Annotated in this window: 11 protein-coding genes and 3 pseudogenes; 11 read left to right on the top strand and 3 right to left on the bottom strand. The window is 61.7% G+C overall.

Annotation, left to right across the window (positions count from 1 at the left end; translation table 11 throughout):
- The first annotated feature begins 114 nt into the window (after window positions 1–114).
- On the top strand, window positions 115–537 hold the full coding sequence (locus L0U80_RS28390; protein WP_233874097.1) for a DUF6228 family protein: 423 nt from the start codon (window positions 115–117) through the stop codon (window positions 535–537).
- A 171-nt stretch (window positions 538–708) separates the two neighbouring features.
- On the opposite strand, the gene L0U80_RS31600 is transcribed toward L0U80_RS28390, so the two are convergent.
- From L0U80_RS31600 to L0U80_RS28380, 3 genes and pseudogenes are all read right to left on the bottom strand, one after another.
- Window positions 709–831, bottom strand: coding sequence for a hypothetical protein (locus L0U80_RS31600; RefSeq protein WP_267955010.1), 123 nt, complete (start codon window positions 829–831; stop codon window positions 709–711).
- Window positions 832–921: 90 nt separating this feature from the next.
- Window positions 922–1047, bottom strand: a pseudogene (locus tag L0U80_RS28385) (transposase); the annotation flags it as partial.
- Window positions 1044–1739 carry a response regulator gene (locus tag L0U80_RS28380; protein WP_233874094.1) on the bottom strand — a complete coding sequence of 232 codons (696 nt, stop codon included), beginning with the start codon at window positions 1737–1739 and terminating at the stop codon, window positions 1044–1046. The pseudogene L0U80_RS28385 and the gene L0U80_RS28380, both read right to left, overlap by 4 nt.
- 479 nt (window positions 1740–2218) lie before the next feature.
- Here L0U80_RS28380 and L0U80_RS28375 point away from each other — a divergent pair.
- The 10 genes and pseudogenes from L0U80_RS28375 to L0U80_RS28330 all read left to right on the top strand — a co-directional run.
- Window positions 2219–2441, top strand: a pseudogene (locus L0U80_RS28375) (integrase core domain-containing protein); the annotation flags it as partial.
- 224 nt (window positions 2442–2665) lie between these two features.
- Window positions 2666–3115 (top strand): MarR family winged helix-turn-helix transcriptional regulator, encoded by a 450-nt coding sequence (locus tag L0U80_RS28370; RefSeq protein ID WP_233874092.1) that lies wholly within the window; start codon window positions 2666–2668, stop codon window positions 3113–3115.
- Between the two features lie 35 nt (window positions 3116–3150).
- Window positions 3151–3459, top strand: a complete 309-nt coding sequence (locus tag L0U80_RS28365) for a hypothetical protein (protein WP_233874089.1) — start codon at window positions 3151–3153, stop codon at window positions 3457–3459.
- Between the two features lie 371 nt (window positions 3460–3830).
- A pseudogene (locus L0U80_RS31595) lies at window positions 3831–4010 on the top strand (AAA family ATPase); the annotation flags it as partial.
- Between the two features lie 31 nt (window positions 4011–4041).
- Entirely contained in the window at window positions 4042–5829 is a 1788-nt protein-coding gene (locus L0U80_RS28355; protein WP_233874086.1) for a DUF2138 domain-containing protein, read from the top strand.
- Between the two features lie 60 nt (window positions 5830–5889).
- On the top strand, window positions 5890–6561 hold the full coding sequence (locus tag L0U80_RS28350; protein WP_233874820.1) for a DUF1175 domain-containing protein: 672 nt from the start codon (window positions 5890–5892) through the stop codon (window positions 6559–6561).
- Window positions 6558–11342 carry an alpha-2-macroglobulin family protein gene (locus L0U80_RS28345; protein WP_233874083.1) on the top strand — a complete coding sequence of 1595 codons (4785 nt, stop codon included), beginning with the start codon at window positions 6558–6560 and terminating at the stop codon, window positions 11340–11342. The genes L0U80_RS28350 and L0U80_RS28345 overlap by 4 nt, the downstream gene beginning before the upstream one ends.
- Window positions 11343–11353: 11 nt before the next feature.
- A complete protein-coding gene (locus tag L0U80_RS28340; protein WP_233874080.1) occupies window positions 11354–13192 on the top strand; it encodes a DUF2300 domain-containing protein in 1839 nt (612 codons plus the stop codon).
- A 158-nt stretch (window positions 13193–13350) separates the two neighbouring features.
- Window positions 13351–14169 (top strand): YfaP family protein, encoded by an 819-nt coding sequence (locus L0U80_RS28335; protein WP_373322325.1) that lies wholly within the window; start codon window positions 13351–13353, stop codon window positions 14167–14169.
- A 22-nt stretch (window positions 14170–14191) separates the two neighbouring features.
- Window positions 14192–14989 carry a YfaP family protein gene (locus L0U80_RS28330; protein ID WP_233874077.1) on the top strand — a complete coding sequence of 266 codons (798 nt, stop codon included), beginning with the start codon at window positions 14192–14194 and terminating at the stop codon, window positions 14987–14989.
- Window positions 14990–15584 lie beyond the last annotated feature (595 nt).

Raw genomic sequence — 15584 nt, 5'->3', positions numbered from 1 at the left:
TTTTTCAACACAATCGGCCACTAAGAGACACTCACAATTGCGTCTCCAAAGCGGACGAATGGTCTGCGCGTTGTTGCTACGAAGACAAGCGTATCCGCTAAGATTGCCCAACGAATGAACGCCAGCGGAGCAAAAATGGATTGTGTCGAAGTGAAGTCCTGTCACGGCGGAGGTTCATTGAATTTGCGAGTCACGTCTCGTGCTTCGGACGAGACACTGTTTATCGCCACGCTCACGGATCCACCATTCCACGGCGAGGTGGGAGCGTCGACTTACGTGGTCGGACCGATCTCTGCCTTCTTTCGCGAAATGGCAGAGGCATGGACTGGGTGGGACGGCGCGAAAAGTTGGACTTCCATAGATGGAGACTTGAATCTCTCTGCGACAATCACCAGGCTTGGGCAAGTTGCGCTCACAATCGAACTTGCCGCCTTGACGAGTTCGATGTCGACCCATCTCGCGCTGGAAGCTGGCAGCCTAGAGCAGATCGCGCGGGACGTAGCGCAAGTCTTCGAACCTGGTACTTTTCCCGAGTAAGAATCTACATTCCGTTGCACCCGGTGAATGTCCGCTCTCAAATAGGATGACAGTCCGCTCAGGGTCGAACAGAGCCTTTCCCCGGAAATCTGCGATGAACCGAAAAAAAGCGGGATGGGAAAACCCATCCCGCCAGGCGTAAGTAAGTAGCGGTCTCCCGGTGGACCGGATCTACTCCGCGAAGCGCTCCTGAATGGAGCGGAAGTCGCTCGCATTTCCGCCGTTCACAACGAACTTGCAGATGAGCGCACCGTAGGTCGCTTCGCTGCCGACCTTGCCAGCTTCGCCCTTCACGGCACGCCTGAAGACGGGTACGGGAGAGGTGGCATCGCCTGTTCGGGCAGGGTCCGGAGATTTTTAAGTGGAATAGCCGGGGCGTTCATGCTGCCGCCAGTTATAGATCGTCTGCTCGCTGATCCCGTGCTTCTTCGCGACCTCGGTAACTGGCGCCTTGTCTGCCTCACGCAGGATCGAGACCATCTGCTCGCCGGTGAACCGGCTCTTCTTCATGACTTCCTTTCTCCGCTGGAAGCCGTTCTCTCAAGTTTCAGCTGGTCCGGAAATTCCAGGGCTGATTCGAACGCATATTGATACAATTCGACTTCGCGAGAGACTCCAAGCCTTTTCATCGCGCTCCTCTTTTGCGCACTGACTGTCTTTATCGATCGATGCTTGTATTCCGCGATCTCACTCATCGACATGCCAGACGCGAGCAACCCGATTACCTCCAGTTCACGCTTGGACAACTCCAGGAACCTCGATCCGGCAACCAATGCACGATTGGTCGCGTTCGACGTGGCATCCCCTGCTGCCGGAAAATATATTGCCCCCGCGTAGACTGCATGAATGGCCACGATGAGATGATCCATTTTTTCGCTCTTGTTTATGACCGAGCGAACACCAAGCTGCAGGAGCTGTTTGATTATCGCCTGATTGCTGATCATCGTGTATACGATAATCTTGAGCGCCGGGAATTGTTGACGAACATCTGCGATTGACCTGAGACCATCACCGTTTGTACCGCCGGGCGACGATAAACCCATGATGAGCACATTGCAGTTTCCACTGCTCACAAGATTTACGATTTCTGCATAATTTTCCGTTACACCGATAACATCTATGGTCCCTATATCGCCCAGAAATTGGGACAATCCTGCGATAACCACTGGATGGTGATCGGCAATTACGACTTTGATTTTCATGCGACATTTACTCCAGGCAGGACTGCAGCAAAGCTGCCACAGTCCGTTCGACCTACCCCCACGCCGAAGATGGTCAGACGTCAGTCCGATGTTTCAGGGGTGTCGGCAGATGAGTGTCCGCAACGGCGACGTTAGCCGCGTCAACACGGATTCTGGACGGCGAGACCCGCCTCCCAGTCCATACCGATTGTTTCTCGTTAGCATTTTCATCAGGTATGTTGATTGCAGTTTACAGAAAAATCGCTTGTTTTTATTCGGACAAGTATGAAATGTCCTTCAAAATACATAAGATTATTCTTAATTTATGCGCGCCACTCAAGCACGCCAATTGTTTTTTCCCATTGGCTCGCCCTTGCCGGGAACCACGTTCACGGCGTGACATGAACCGCTGTTGCCGGACGCATGCTAAACAGCGTTCGGGAGAGAGCTGGCGGCGGAAATCTGGACAGGTCGATAAGTGGAACGGCTGGGGCATGATGGTGTCGATGAGCCGCAGAGCCAACGCGTGGGATAACGCTCCGATGGAAAGCTTTCAGGGCGCTAAAGGTCGAACGCATCTATCAGATGCGGTACGAAACATGCGCACGGGAGAGGCTGGATATCGTTGACTGGATCGAAGGCTATTACAATCGGCAACGCCTTCATTCCTCAACCGAATACCGCACTCCGATCAAATGCGAGGCCACGCTCGACGCTGCATGAAGTGCTGTACGCGGAAATGGGGCAAGGTCAGCCTGACCATGTTCGGCCAACATCTACCATTTGCCGCCTCCCTCGATGAGGCATTCGAGCATCAACTTCGCACCGGCGGATTCAGCCGGACGACGATCCGGCATACGTTCCGAATGAATGCGCGCGTTGTAGTTCGCGTTCACAATTAGACAGATAAACTTGCAAGTTTATCTGTCTTGATTTACGCTTCACGCATGGCCCGCTCCCGTGAATCCACTCCGCCGCTGGAATGCGTTGTCTCCGATCTGACGCTCGCTGTCGGCCAGCTTTTGCGCCGGCTGCGCAGCGCCAATCCCGGCGACCTGAACCTGTCGCAGTCCAGCGTGCTCGCGCGGCTGGAACGTGAAGGCCCGATGACCACCGCGAATCTCGCGCGCGCCGAATTGATGAAGCCGCAGTCTATGAGAATCATCCTCGGGGGCCTCGAAGAAGAAGCATGCGTCGAGCGCGAACCGCATCCCACGGACGCTCGCCAGATCCTGTTCGCGATCACGCGCAAAGGGCTGGACGAACGCAAGCGGCGCACGGCGGCCAAACGCGAGTGGCTGCTGGCGAAGCTCGAACAGTTCGATCCGCACGACGTCGCGACGCTTGCTGCGGCCATTCCACTCATCCGGCGGCTCGGCGATTCCTCATTTCCCTAGCCTTTGCGGCTTCTCCATCTCTGATAGAACGAACCATGAGCTTCGTTGCGATCTTTTTCGCGGGTGCCTTCCTGTGTAACGCTATGCCGCATCTCACCGCAGGTCTGCGCGGCGAGGTGTTCCCTTCTCCGTTCTCGACGCCGCATGGCAAGGGGCCGTCGTCGCCGCTGGTCAATTTCCTGTGGGGCATGCTGAATGCATTGATTGGTCTGGCGCTGCTGGTCTACCATCCGTTCGCGCCGGGCATGAACGTCGATAGCGCGGCGCTGCTTGCCGGCATGCTAGTCATGGGTGTTTTCACATCGGTTCATTTCGGCCGTGTGCGTCGCGAAGGTCTGTTTTGAGCGCGACGCAACGCGATCGGCTTGATGCGACTATCGTCAACGTGTCGCTGTCGCGTCTCGCGCAGGATCTCCATGCCGCGTTGCCGGCCATTCAGTGGATGACGGGCGGGTAGGGTCGTCTACTGCCGTTCGTAACGATGCTGCCAGGCGACGGTTTGAAATGCCAATCGACGTCGGGCGGCTCACCCAGCAGGTGGAGGACCAACGCGCAGGGCCGGCCGGAGCGGAAATATTCGTCGTCTGTATTGCGAATGCATTCCGACAATCCTGATCGGCGACCTCGTTGTCTTTGCATTCCTGGTGCCAGAACCATATTCAAATTTGATTAATTTGAGATGGCCTGAATTGGCTTTGCGTCAGAATAAGCGGTTCTGCCAATTGCGAAATTCTCAAGATGTCCTCCCTGCAAATTTCCGTTCGCGGGCCCTCCTGGCACGGCCAGGAGGGCCGACGTCCATCGTGTGGCGCAAACACTGGAAGGCAGCTATTTCGAATACCTGTTCGTGAGATTTACACAACCCTCGGAACTCTTTGGTGTAGTCGACCTGAAAAAGCTGCGCGAAGGTACCGCCGGAGGCCGGCATGAAGAAGATGTCGCGAAAAAAGATTGCAATCCTGGTAGTCGGTCTTCTGGCCGTGGCCGGTGTCGTCATTCAGGCGGTGTGGCGACCATTCGCGCATCACAAAGCCGCCGGGACAAGCGAAATCGTGCTCGATATTCATCACCCGGATGCGGTGATCGACAGCGAGGCGCTCTCGCGTTTGCCGCGCGACATCTTGCGCGTGCCGTTGCTGCACGACGTGCTGACTCAGGACTTCGTCGACTATTACGAATCGAACGATACGCGCTTAACCACAGAAGGCGCGCTGCGTCGTCTCGCGTTCGAACATCAACTCGACTGGCGCGATGAATTGATCCGCCGCGTATTCGACGAGCCCGCCCATGTGCTGCTGTGGCGTTCGCCGGATGGCCGCCTCGGGTACTGGGTGATGTCGATACACCGCAACGGCCTGGTGAAGCTGCTGCAAGGCTTCGGCAACGTTGCCGCGAGCGATTCGCAGTTGAGCCAGGTCGCCAAACTCTCCGGCGACGTGCCGGTCTACGCGTTGAAGCTGGCGGTTGGCCGCACGATTCTGTTCGCGACGAAAGACGACCGCCTTGTCGTGATGTCCGCCCCCGGCGTGCTGATCGACGCCAAAGGCAGCTTGCTGGGCGAGCGGGCCGACGCCGTGTCGGAGATGCTTGCTTCCGGGCGCGACGACGCGGCGCGCGCTTATCAGCTGGACGCACCGGACGATGCACCGAAGGGCCACCGGCTGGTGGTGTCGGCCAACTATCTGTCGTTTGGCTATCAGGCATTTTTCCCTGGTATCGACGCACTGCGGTTCGATTTTTCACCAAACGGCAGTGCTGCGGCAAACTGGCAGACCTCCGCTTTGATCGAGCCGGGCAAGTTGCCTCAGGCGTGGAATAGCGCCGACCTGTGGCGCGCCTTGCCGGCCAATCCGGCAGCGTGCACGAGCTTGCCGGCGGACTGGAAAGAGGCAGCGGGCTTGTTGGGCAAGGTGGCCGATGTAGGCGCGGACGGCGCTGCTGCGATCGGCGATCAGCTCGCCGGCCCCGCGGCCGTCTGCTGGTATGCGAAGTCCACGCTGGTCGCGCCGGTGTTCGTCGCGCGCGTGAAGGCGCAGGACGTGGCGAGCATGGCCGCGCTGAAGACCGCACTTGGCAAGACCTTTGGCGACGTGATCGGCGCGTACGAGGCGAAGGCCGCCATGTCCGGCGACGCCGATTCGGGCTATCGTCGCTTGCCGGTTACGAAGCACGATCAGAGCGCGGGCGTTACCGTGTGGCAACGGCCGGTCAGTGCGCTTTCAGGTACGGCCTTGTCCAGCAAGGCGCCGTTTGCGTCGCAACTGTCGGCGGAGCGCTATTTCCCGGTGACGCTCGCTCTCGCGAACGGCTACCTGATTTTCTCCCCTGATTCACGTCTGGTCGACGACACGCTCGCCGTACTCGACAAGCGCTATCCGGCGCTCGCGGATACGCTTGCGCCGCAGCGTCTGCCGCGCACGATTCTCACGCTGACGCCTTCGGCGGCGGCGGCATTGATCGAGCGTGAAGCGGGCGCGGCGTTGCCAGCCGATCAGGAAGCGGTGTTCCGCAATGCATCGCGCACCCATCTCGTGCCGAAGCTGCATGCGCTCGCACACTACCCGCCGGTTTCGTTGACGCTGCCGCAGAACTTGCCGGGTTCGACGGGCTGGGTTCCGGTGGAGTGGTGGTTCGATCGCGCGAAGGCAGGCGGCGGTGTGGATGCCGGCGTGGCCGATGCGCCTGCTGATCAGCCCGGCACAGAGGCCGACTAAGTGCGCCGCCTTCACGTCCCCGACGCGGCAGTCGCGACGAATGCCCGCACGGCACGCCGCATGTGGCTCGCGCGCGCTGCGTCGGCGTTTGTCATGGCCGGCCTCGCGCCGTACGCGAACGCACTGACCGTCACCACGTCCCCGCCCGACCCCGACGCGCTCTCCCCGCGGCAGTCCGCCGCGTTTCGCGCGTGGTTTGTGCGTATCGTCGACCAGCAAATGCGCCGCGGCCCGACGCCGCGTTGGACCCAGCGAGATTGCGCGGGTCTCGTGCGCTTTGCCGTCGGCGAGACGCTCAAACCGCACGACACCAGATGGCTGCGCGCGAACGGCATGACCAGTCTCGCGGACACCAGCAGCATGCCGCCCGAGCTGCAGCTGTCCGCATCGCAACGCACAATCGCGAACCGCTGGAGCCGGCTCGACGGCTCGACCGGCGCGTACGCGTCGGCGATCGCACTGATTCAACGCAACAGCCGTTTTGTTTCGAAGGACGTGAACCAGGCGCTGCCCGGCGATCTGCTGTTCTTCGACCAGGGCGACGACCAGCATCTGATGATCTGGCTGGATCGCTACGTCGCTTATCACACAGGCACCGTTACGCCGGCCGATACCGGTCTGCGCGCCGTGGCCGTTTCCGACCTGATGCAATGGAAAGATTCCCGCTGGCAGCCGCTCGACGGCAATCCGAATTTCGTTGGCGTGTTTCGTCTGGACTTTCTGACACCATGACCCGAATGAACTCCGTCACCGCGTCGCGCGCCTGGCTTGGCAATCTGAAACGTCGCGCGGGCCTCGCCGCGGTCGCGCTCTTCGCGGCCATGACGCTCGTCATCGCGCCAACGGTTTATGCCGACGACGCCGCATCGAGCAGCACCGCCGATACCAACATCGCCGCGAACCCGACGCTGCAAACCGCGCCATCGAGCAACTTCGCGTCGCAGAAGGTTGACGGCCAGCCGTTCTTCCTGCTCTCGGATGCGAGCTTCGGCAGCGATCAGTTGGCGCAGGTGCGTCTCGAAGCCCCCGGTCGCGAGTTCAAGGACGAGCTGCAAGCATACGGCGGTGCGGACATTGTCGTGTATCGCGTACCGAAGCCGTTGGACTTTCTGAAGGCGCAGAAGAATCTGCATCGGTTGAATGTCGCGCCGAATTATCAGGGCGAAGGGCTGGCGAATACGCTGGCTTATCTGTGGGACCGCTGGTTCACCGAAGCACGCCGCGCGTGGCAGCGTGTGCTGTCGTTCGCGACGCGCAGCAAGGCGACCGAAGCCACGCCGCAATTCAAGCTCGGCGAGCAGACCGGCAAGCAGACGCAATTCCAGCAGAATTCGAATTTCGCGCCGCTGAAGGGCTATGACATGGTCGCGCGCTTTCGCTATCCGATCTGGGACGCGAAAGTGATCGAACCGCCGAAGGGCGTGAATCTCGAAGGTAGCAGCAGTAACTTCATCGAGGCGAGTTCGGGCAACGTGATGATTCCGGTGGGCAAGCTGCCGCCGGGGCTGTATATCGTCGAGGCGGTGATCGGCAACTATCGTGCGCATACCTTGCTGTTCGTATCGGACACGGTCGCGGTCGTGAAAGCGGCATCGAGCGGCATGCTGGTGTGGACTGCGCGGCGCGATAGCGGCAAGCCGGTGGCGAATACCTACGTGAACTGGACCGACGGTGTAGGCGTGCTGCAAAGCGGCACCACCGGCGGCGACGGCGCACTGATGCTGCAACACGTGAGCCCCGAGCGCAGCTACGTGCTCGGCACCGATCCGCAAGGCGGTGTGTTTGTCTCGGAGAATTTCTACTACGACAGCGAGATCTACAACACCAGGATCTACGCGGTGACCGACCGTCCGATGTACCGGCCCGGTGACGGGGTGCACGTGAAGTTCATCGGCCGCACGTTCCAGAACGCGACACAATCGACCGCGCCTGCGCAAGCCGATATCAAGCTCGACGTGCTCGATCCCAACGGCTCGCCGGTCGCAACCAGCAAGGTGCATTTCGCTTCCGATACGGGTGCGGATGCGTCCTTCACGCTGCCCGCCGATGCCACCGCCGGTGGCTATACGCTGCGCTTCGATTACAACGGCGATATATACGGCAGCGCATTTCGCGTCGCCGAATATGTGAAGCCGCATTTCGACGTCAACCTGTCGATGGATAAGGCCGACTATGCGACGGGCGAGCAACTGAAGGGCAAAATCCAGTTGCGCTATCCGGATGGCAAGCCGGTGCGCGACAGCAAGGTGTCGGTCACGCTGCGTGCGCAGAAAGTGACGATCGTCGACGGTGAACTGCGCTATGCCGGGCTGTTTCCGGTCAAGCTGGAACAGCAGGAGCTCACGACCGATAGCGACGGCAACGCGAGCCTCACGCTGCCTGCCGCCAAAGAACCGAGCCGTTATGCGTTGACGCTGTTCGCGCAGGACGGTGCGGCCTACAAGGTGCGTGTGACACGCGAGGTGCTGATTGCGCGTGGTGCGACGCCTTATCGCCTGTCGACGGCCAAATCGTTTTCGCAACCGAAGGAAACGGTCAACTTCGATCTGCAGGCGCTCGGTACGATCGATCCGTCTTCGCGTGCGCCGGCCAGGTGGGAATGGACGCGCCTCGAATCGCAAACTCATGGCGAAGGCGCCCTTAAAGGCGCAACGGCGGGTGGCAAGCAGTCGTTTCCGGTGCAGTTCGTTGAGCCGGGTTCATACATGCTGTCCGTCAAGGACGACACGGGCAATCTGCTCGCCGCCGCGAGCCATTGGGTGGCGGGCGACGGCCTGAAGTCGATTCCGGGAAGCGTCGAGATCGTGTTCGATCGCGACAGGTACAAAATCGGCGATACCGCCGAAGCGCTGATCACCTTCCCGATGCCGGTCGACGATGCGCTCCTGACACTGGAGCGCGACAACGTCGAACATCGCGCGTTGCTGACGACCGGTGGCGACTGGCTGCAACTGCAACGCGTGGCGCCGTCGCAATGGAAGGCGCACATCAAGGTCGGCGAAGCATTCGCGCCGAACATGACGTTCTCGGTGCTGTACGTGCATGCCGGCGAATACGTGTTCCAGAACGCTGGCATCGTCGTGGCGCAACCGCAGATCGAACTGAACGTGAAGAGTGACAAGCCGGTGTACGGTCCGGGCGATACGGTCACGCTGAACTTCGACAGCACGCTGAACGGCAAGCCGAAAGTGGCGAACCTGACGGTGAGCGTGGTCGATGAAATGGTCTACGTGTTGCAGCCGGAAATCGCACCGAACATCGTCGACTTTTTCTATCACCCGCGCCGCAACAATGTACGGACTTCGTCGAGTCTGTCGTTCATTACGTACGATCTCGCGCGCTCGCCGTTGAAGGGGGCGCCGGACAGCCCGCAGCGCGCCAACTATAACGAGCGCGGTGTAAAGGTGCTCGAACGGCCGCGCCGTGACGATCAGGACACGGCCGCGTGGGAAGGCACGCTGAAGACCGACGCGAACGGCCACGCCGCCATGGCGTTCAGGATGCCGGACTCGCTGGCCCGCTGGCGCGTCACCGTGCGTGCGGCGGCGCCAGACGGCATGGTCGGTCAACGCACCGCCTACGTGCGTTCGGACAAGGCGCTGTATCTCAAGTGGAGCGGGCCTTCGCATTTCCGCACCAACGATCAGCCGGCCATCGACATGATCGCCTTCAATCAGACCGACACGGATATGGACGCCGAGTGGGTGGTCGACGGCGGCGGTCTCTCGTTGAACCAGAAGGTCACGCTCAAGCGCGGCGCGAACTACTTGCGGCTGCCGACCGGCGCGTTGAAGGCGGGTGTGATCAACGCGGCCTTGCGTCGTGCGGGTAAGGACGTGGATCGCTTGCAGACCACGATCCAGCTCGATGCGAGTGGCTGGCTCGATTTGCATCAGAACACCGTGGCGCTCGACGGGTCGAACCAGCCGCTCAATCTGCCGCGAGATGCGCAGGACGTCAGCGTGCGTTTCATCGGCAATGCCGCGAGCCAGTTCGCGCGCGTCACCGACGATCTGATCGATTATCCGTACGGATGCGCCGAGCAGACGTCGAGCCGCCTGATTCCCCTTGCGCTCGCGCACGATGCCATCGGCCGCGGCGATAGTGCGAGTTCGACACAGGGGCTCGAAGCGCTGTTGCGCAACCAGCGGCAACGTCTGGCGCTGCTGGCTGGTGTCGGCGGCACGTTTGGCTGGTGGGGCGATACGACTGGCGGCAGTTCGCTGATCACCGCGTACGCGTACTACGCAGACTGGCTCGCGAGCCGCAGCCTCGGCATTACTCTGCCTGCCGACAACTGGCAGCATGCGATGGACGTCTATCGCGATGCCGGTGCGAAAGAACCACTGTTGCATCGCGCGCTGGCGCTGTGGTTCATGCAGCAAATGGGCCTGCCGGTCACGACGCCGGTGTCGGGGGTTGCGGCGGATTTGACGGGCGATGCAGCGGCCGCGGGCAAAGCGCCGCCGGGTAAATTCACGTATGGCGCAACGGACAGCATCGTGTTCGCGCAAGCCGATTCACCGCGCGGCAAGCAGATGGCGACGCTGCTGATCGCTAACCTGGCGCGCAGCGCGAGTGCTCAACTGCCGGATGGCTTCGAGGCAGCGGCGGACGCCGCGCGTACGGCTCTGGCCAACGATCCCGCCCCGCTCGTGCAGAGCCTGCTTTATATGACACGTGGCAATGGTGGCGCGACGGTCGATGCATCGGCTTTGCTCGCGAAAAGCAGCGCGGACTACCCGACGCTCGACCGCGCACTCACGTTGTTGTGGGTGCGTAAAGCGCTCGGCGGTGATGTGGCGATGGCCTCACTGCCTTCGCTGCAAGGTGCGGGCTGGAGGCGCGCCGCGACGCCGACGGGCACGCCGCTCTGGAAGTGGACCGGGGCAGCATTGCCGGCTACGTTCGATGCAGGCGGCCCGCGCACCGATGTGAACGCACTGGTTTCGTTCCGCAGCCATACGAGCGAGGACAGCCGACTGAACGTCACCGTCGAACGCCGTTTCTACAAGCTCGAGCCGCTGGAAGTGATGGTCGATCCGAAGGCGGGGAACGCGAAGAACCAACTGGGTCGCTCCGCATTTACGGCGCGCCTGGTTAAGCCGGGCAATGCGATCGACAGCAATGCGCTGTACGTTGACGAAGTCACGCTTACGCCGCGCTCCGGCAACGCATATCACTATGGTCTGCTCGACGTGCCGCTACCGCCGGGCGGCGATGTCGAGGCGACCAGCTGGGGCGTGTCGATCGACGGATTGCCGGGTGTGAAGGAAGGGGCAAGCGGTCCGCAGCCGTTCGCGCGTGCCGCTTCGTATGAGATGGGTGAACTGGCCTATCATCAGCCGGTGCCCTTGCTCGATCGCCCTGTGACGTTGCGGCAACTGGTGCGCTTTGCATTGCCGGGCACGTTCGCCTTGCCACCGGCTCGCTACTTCCGCATGTATCAGCCGGACGCCAAGGCGTTCGAAGGCGGCAAGAGCGATCGCGTGACAACTTTGCGTATTCAGTAAGCGAGACCGCTATGCTCTCCGCTCTTCGGCACTCGCGTGATCGTCTGGCAGCTACGCTGCGGGTTGCGCTCGCCGTGGGGGCGGGGTGTGTTTTTGGCGGTGCGGGCGTGGCGGCGAATGCGGCGATGGCATCGTCGACTGCGTCGCCGGCTGCGGCGGCAAGTTCTGCACCGATCGCGTCGTCAAAGTTGTCCTCAACAGCATCGCCGGCGCAAATGCTGCACTTCGCCTGGTTGCGCGACGGTCAATCGCAGCTTTGGCAATTCAACACCGGCGCCGCAACCACTGCGGACGGCTTCATGCCGCAGTCCGTCCAGCCCTTGCCAGCGACACTCGGGACTCCGCTCGGCAGCGTGTGGAAGCTTTTCGTCTATGGCTATCTGGTCGATCGCAATATCGCCACACCCGACTACGTCTGCAACGGCGGTGATCCTGAAGAGGTGTATTGCTGTATGACGGGCGGTCACATCGACCGCGAACATGCGCTGGTGCAATCGTGCGGACGTTTTTTCGAGCCCGCACGCCTGCAGCTCGATCCCGCCGACTGGCGCAAGTATTGGGCCGCCGCGCATGCGCCCGCCTGGCTGCGCGACCTTTACGCGATGACGCCGACGCGACGCGTGCCCGTGACCGATTTGCTGGCGGCCTTGCAGGCCATGCCGGCAAAGCCGCGCGAAGCGGCGGCGAGCACGCTGGTGTCGGTGCTGACGAGCGGGCGCGGCGAGGGCACCGTGTCGCTATACGGCAGCCTGCTGCGCGCCAAAACCTGGACGATGCCAGACCCGGCCCGGCCTGGCGCTTCGATCGGTGGCGCGGCAGGCTGGCTCGCCGACGGCACGCCGGTGTGGCTGGGCGGCCCCGGCGGCAGTGCGCGCGTGCTGGCGGACGCCGCGCCGCGCGTCGCGCCATTGCTCACGCAAGTCACCGTACCGGACGACAATGCGTGCGTGCTGGTCGACTTCTTCAGCCGCTATCCGATTCGCCAGGTGCTCGGCGAGAAAGGTCCGGCTGCGGTGCAGGATGGTCCGCTGCGCGGCGAGTTCCGAATCGGCTTTGTCAACGGTAACTGGGCGCATGTGGAAAGCCGCGGCGAACTGCGGCTCGATCGCGACGCCGCAGGTGCGCCTCACGTGGTCGGCCGCTTCGGCATGAATGACTACGTCGCGCGGGTGGTCGAGCGGGAAGGTGACACGACCCAACCGGAAGCGGCCAAGGCGTTGGCGGTGGCGGTGCGCTCCTACGTCGTGCAGCACAGCAATCACGATCACGGCTGCTTCCGTATCGACGACAGTAGCAGCACGCAGCGCGTCCTGCCGCGCGCGCCGACCGCGGCTGCGCGCCGCGCGGCCGATCTGACCGATGCGCTCGTGCTCACCGGCGTGCCGGTTCAGTATCACTACAACAAGGCCGCGCCGGGCCAGATGAACTGGCTCGCCGCGAAGGCGGCTGCGCAAACCGGCCTCACCTTCGACACCATTCTCTCGCGGACCTGGCCACAAGGGACCTTGACGTCGTTCGAGAGTCCGTTGTCCGGCGATTGCATCCAGGTGGCCGGCGCCCAGCAATGGCTGCAGCGCAATGCGCCGTTGTGGGCGCGGCGCATGGACGGCGCGGCAGGCTATGAGACGCCTGATTTACCGGCCGTGTGCGCGGTGCGTGAAGGGCGGCCGTATGCCGATGCGCAGCGCAATCGCGTGTATGTGTACCGCCTGCAAACCGAAGAGGACCGCATCGCGCTGGCGCATGAATATATTCACCTCGCGTTTCAGCATCATCCGCGCGGCCTCGACGAAGCGTTTGTCGAACGCACCGCACGTACGCTGATCCGTACCGACAATCCGATCCAATGAACACCGTCTCGCGCTCGTTTTCCGCCGTGTTCCGCGTGCTTCCTGTGATACGCCGCGTTCGGGTTCTTGCGGCCGTTGCCTTGGCGCCTGCTGCGCATAGCGTTCGAGTTCGCGTGGCCATTACCTTGCCACTTCTTGCGCGCGGTGTCCGAACTCATATGGCAATTGCCGCAACCTCGGCTGTATTGGCGGCGAGTATGACGGCGAATGTGCAAGCCGCCGGTGCGGATGGCGGTGGCGGCGCACTCGCCGATCTCACCGGCGCGTTCGGCGGCTGGCGCCACAGCGGACTCACGAATGAAGGCGAGCAGTTCGTCGCGGCGTATCCCCGGCCGCCGGTCGACCGAGGCGCGCAACGCTATCGCACGCTGATCGAAGGGCGCCTGAAGCAGATCGACAAACACGCGCGCAAGCCGCCCATTCTGGTTGTCAACGGCAACCCGACACCGCTCTATACCGACGACGAAGGTGCATTCGCGCGTCCGTGGGCATTCGGCGCGGGCTCGAACAGCATCGAGCTGATTTCCGCCGACGGCAAGCAGCGCCAGCGCATGCAGTTCTACGAAGCCGACCGCAGCAAGCCGCAGGCCAGGCTGCGCGCGATCGTCACGTGGGACGATCCGAAAGCGCAGATGGATCTGCACGTAATCACGCCAGGTGGTCTGCACGCGTTCTTCGCCAATCCGACGCTCGAAGACGGTAGCGGCTTCGATGTCGATTCGGTGGATGGCGCGGGGCCGGAGATATTTTCGTCGGCGGCGCCCGAGCACGGTACGTGGCTGTTCTTTCTGAACTACTGGGGCAATTTCGATTCGACCGGCTACAACTTCGACGCCGCCGCGCACGAGCGCGACGTGATTACCGCGACGTTGACGCTGGTGTTCAATGAAAACACGCCGGACGAACGGCGTGAGACGATGGTTGTGCCGCTGCGTAAGATCGGCGACCTGATGCTCGTGAAAAGCGAGCAACTTTGACAGCGGGATGGGGGCAGTGACGATGAAGGTCAAGATGACGGGGTGGGTGAAGGCTGGCCGGATGATGCTCGTCGTCGCCTGCTTGCAGGCTGCGGCCGTGGCGCACGCGAGCGACATCGACTTCGGCGCGCCGTTGAACGGCTGGCGCAACACCAGCGGCGACATCGAGCGCTATACGCAGGACGTGCACTACCCGGCAGTATCGGTGTCGACGCCGGAAGGGCAGTCGAAGTTCGCGCTGATCGAAGGGCAGATCCGCAACACCCCGAAGAAGAAGGGCGCCACGGTGGGCACGCTGGTGGTCGACGGCACGCCGTTGCCTCAGCGCGTGGAGGAAGACGGTAAGTTTTCGCGGCCTTATGCGTTTCCATCCGGCAGCAACAGCGTGGAACTGCGGGCGCCGGACGGCTCGCGCAAGCGCGTGCAGTTTTACGACGCCTACAGCGGCAAGACGCAGCCCAAGTTGCGCGTCGTGCTCGCATGGGACACCGACGGCACCGATCTGGACTTGCACGTGGTGTCGCCGGACGGGGTGCATACCTGGTATGGCGACCGTGTCGCGCCGAACGGCGGCGCGCTCGACGTGGATGTGACGACTGGCTATGGGCCAGAGGTTTACTCGTCGGCGGCGCCCTTGAAGGGCACGTATCTGGTGTATGTGAATTACTACGGTAACGGGAACAGCGGCAGCGATATGACCGTCGCGCAGGTGACGATCATCACGAACGAGAACACGCCGAACGAAAAGAGCGAAACCATTCGAGTGCCGATGCGTAAGCCGGGCGAGTTGACGCTCGTGAAAACGTTTGTAATGCCATAACGGACCGCAAGCCGTCCCCCGGCATCGGCTCCCATCGACATCGACTTGCTCGCCGCGTATTACGACGATCTGGAGTACTGGGCAACGGGGGCGGGACGCGGCGGCCGAACCTGACGAATGCTGAACGACCACCAAGAAAATCCCTCCTCCAAGCCAATTTTAGCTCTCCCGCACCTCTAAAAGCCAATGCTGGAACGGGTTTCGAGAAGGTTTTCAATCTGTGGGGAATGGGCAACTTTAACCATACTCTTCGAACTGCCGCCCAAGATCCGCGCTAATCATGTCTGATTCTCCCCATCGTCAAGTTCATACCACACCATTTATCAACTATTATCAAATCGGCATTGGGCGTTAACATCCGCATGAATTGCATGCCCTCCAGATGACGCAAGCCCGGGTCGCCTGAAATCGGCGCACTCACGCGTTACGGCGAAAGGGCAGTGAAGGTTGTGGCCGAAGCAGGCGGCCAGGCGTTTCAGATGCGGCTCACCATACAAGGAACACAATGTTCAGGACACGACTACGCCGCATATTGACCCGGTCGCGGCGGACCACGATGGACAGCCGGCGGCTCGATCGCGAAGCTGCGGCGCTA

This window comes from Paraburkholderia adhaesiva, assembly GCF_021390575.1.
Taxonomy (GTDB): Bacteria; Pseudomonadota; Gammaproteobacteria; order Burkholderiales; family Burkholderiaceae; genus Paraburkholderia; species Paraburkholderia adhaesiva.
The sequence above is the reverse complement of the archived record's forward strand: the minus strand, read 5'-3'. Positions and strand labels throughout refer to the sequence as shown.

Bases quoted from the DNA above. Each gene is read 5' to 3' on its own strand.
- L0U80_RS28355 (WP_233874086.1), top strand. From the start codon at position 4,042: ATGAAGAAGATGTCGCGAAAAAAGATTGCAATCCTGGTAGTCGGTCTT.
- L0U80_RS28330 (WP_233874077.1), top strand. From the start codon at position 14,192: ATGAAGGTCAAGATGACGGGGTGGGTGAAGGCTGGCCGGATGATGCTC.
- L0U80_RS28350 (WP_233874820.1), top strand. From the start codon at position 5,890: ATGTGGCTCGCGCGCGCTGCGTCGGCGTTTGTCATGGCCGGCCTCGCG.
- L0U80_RS28345 (WP_233874083.1), top strand. From the start codon at position 6,558: ATGACCCGAATGAACTCCGTCACCGCGTCGCGCGCCTGGCTTGGCAAT.
- L0U80_RS28335 (WP_373322325.1), top strand. From the start codon at position 13,351: ATGGCAATTGCCGCAACCTCGGCTGTATTGGCGGCGAGTATGACGGCG.
- L0U80_RS28365 (WP_233874089.1), top strand. From the start codon at position 3,151: ATGAGCTTCGTTGCGATCTTTTTCGCGGGTGCCTTCCTGTGTAACGCT.
- L0U80_RS28340 (WP_233874080.1), top strand. From the start codon at position 11,354: ATGCTCTCCGCTCTTCGGCACTCGCGTGATCGTCTGGCAGCTACGCTG.
- L0U80_RS28390 (WP_233874097.1), top strand. From the start codon at position 115: ATGAACGCCAGCGGAGCAAAAATGGATTGTGTCGAAGTGAAGTCCTGT.
- L0U80_RS28370 (WP_233874092.1), top strand. From the start codon at position 2,666: ATGGCCCGCTCCCGTGAATCCACTCCGCCGCTGGAATGCGTTGTCTCC.
- L0U80_RS28380 (WP_233874094.1), bottom strand. From the start codon at position 1,739: ATGAAAATCAAAGTCGTAATTGCCGATCACCATCCAGTGGTTATCGCA.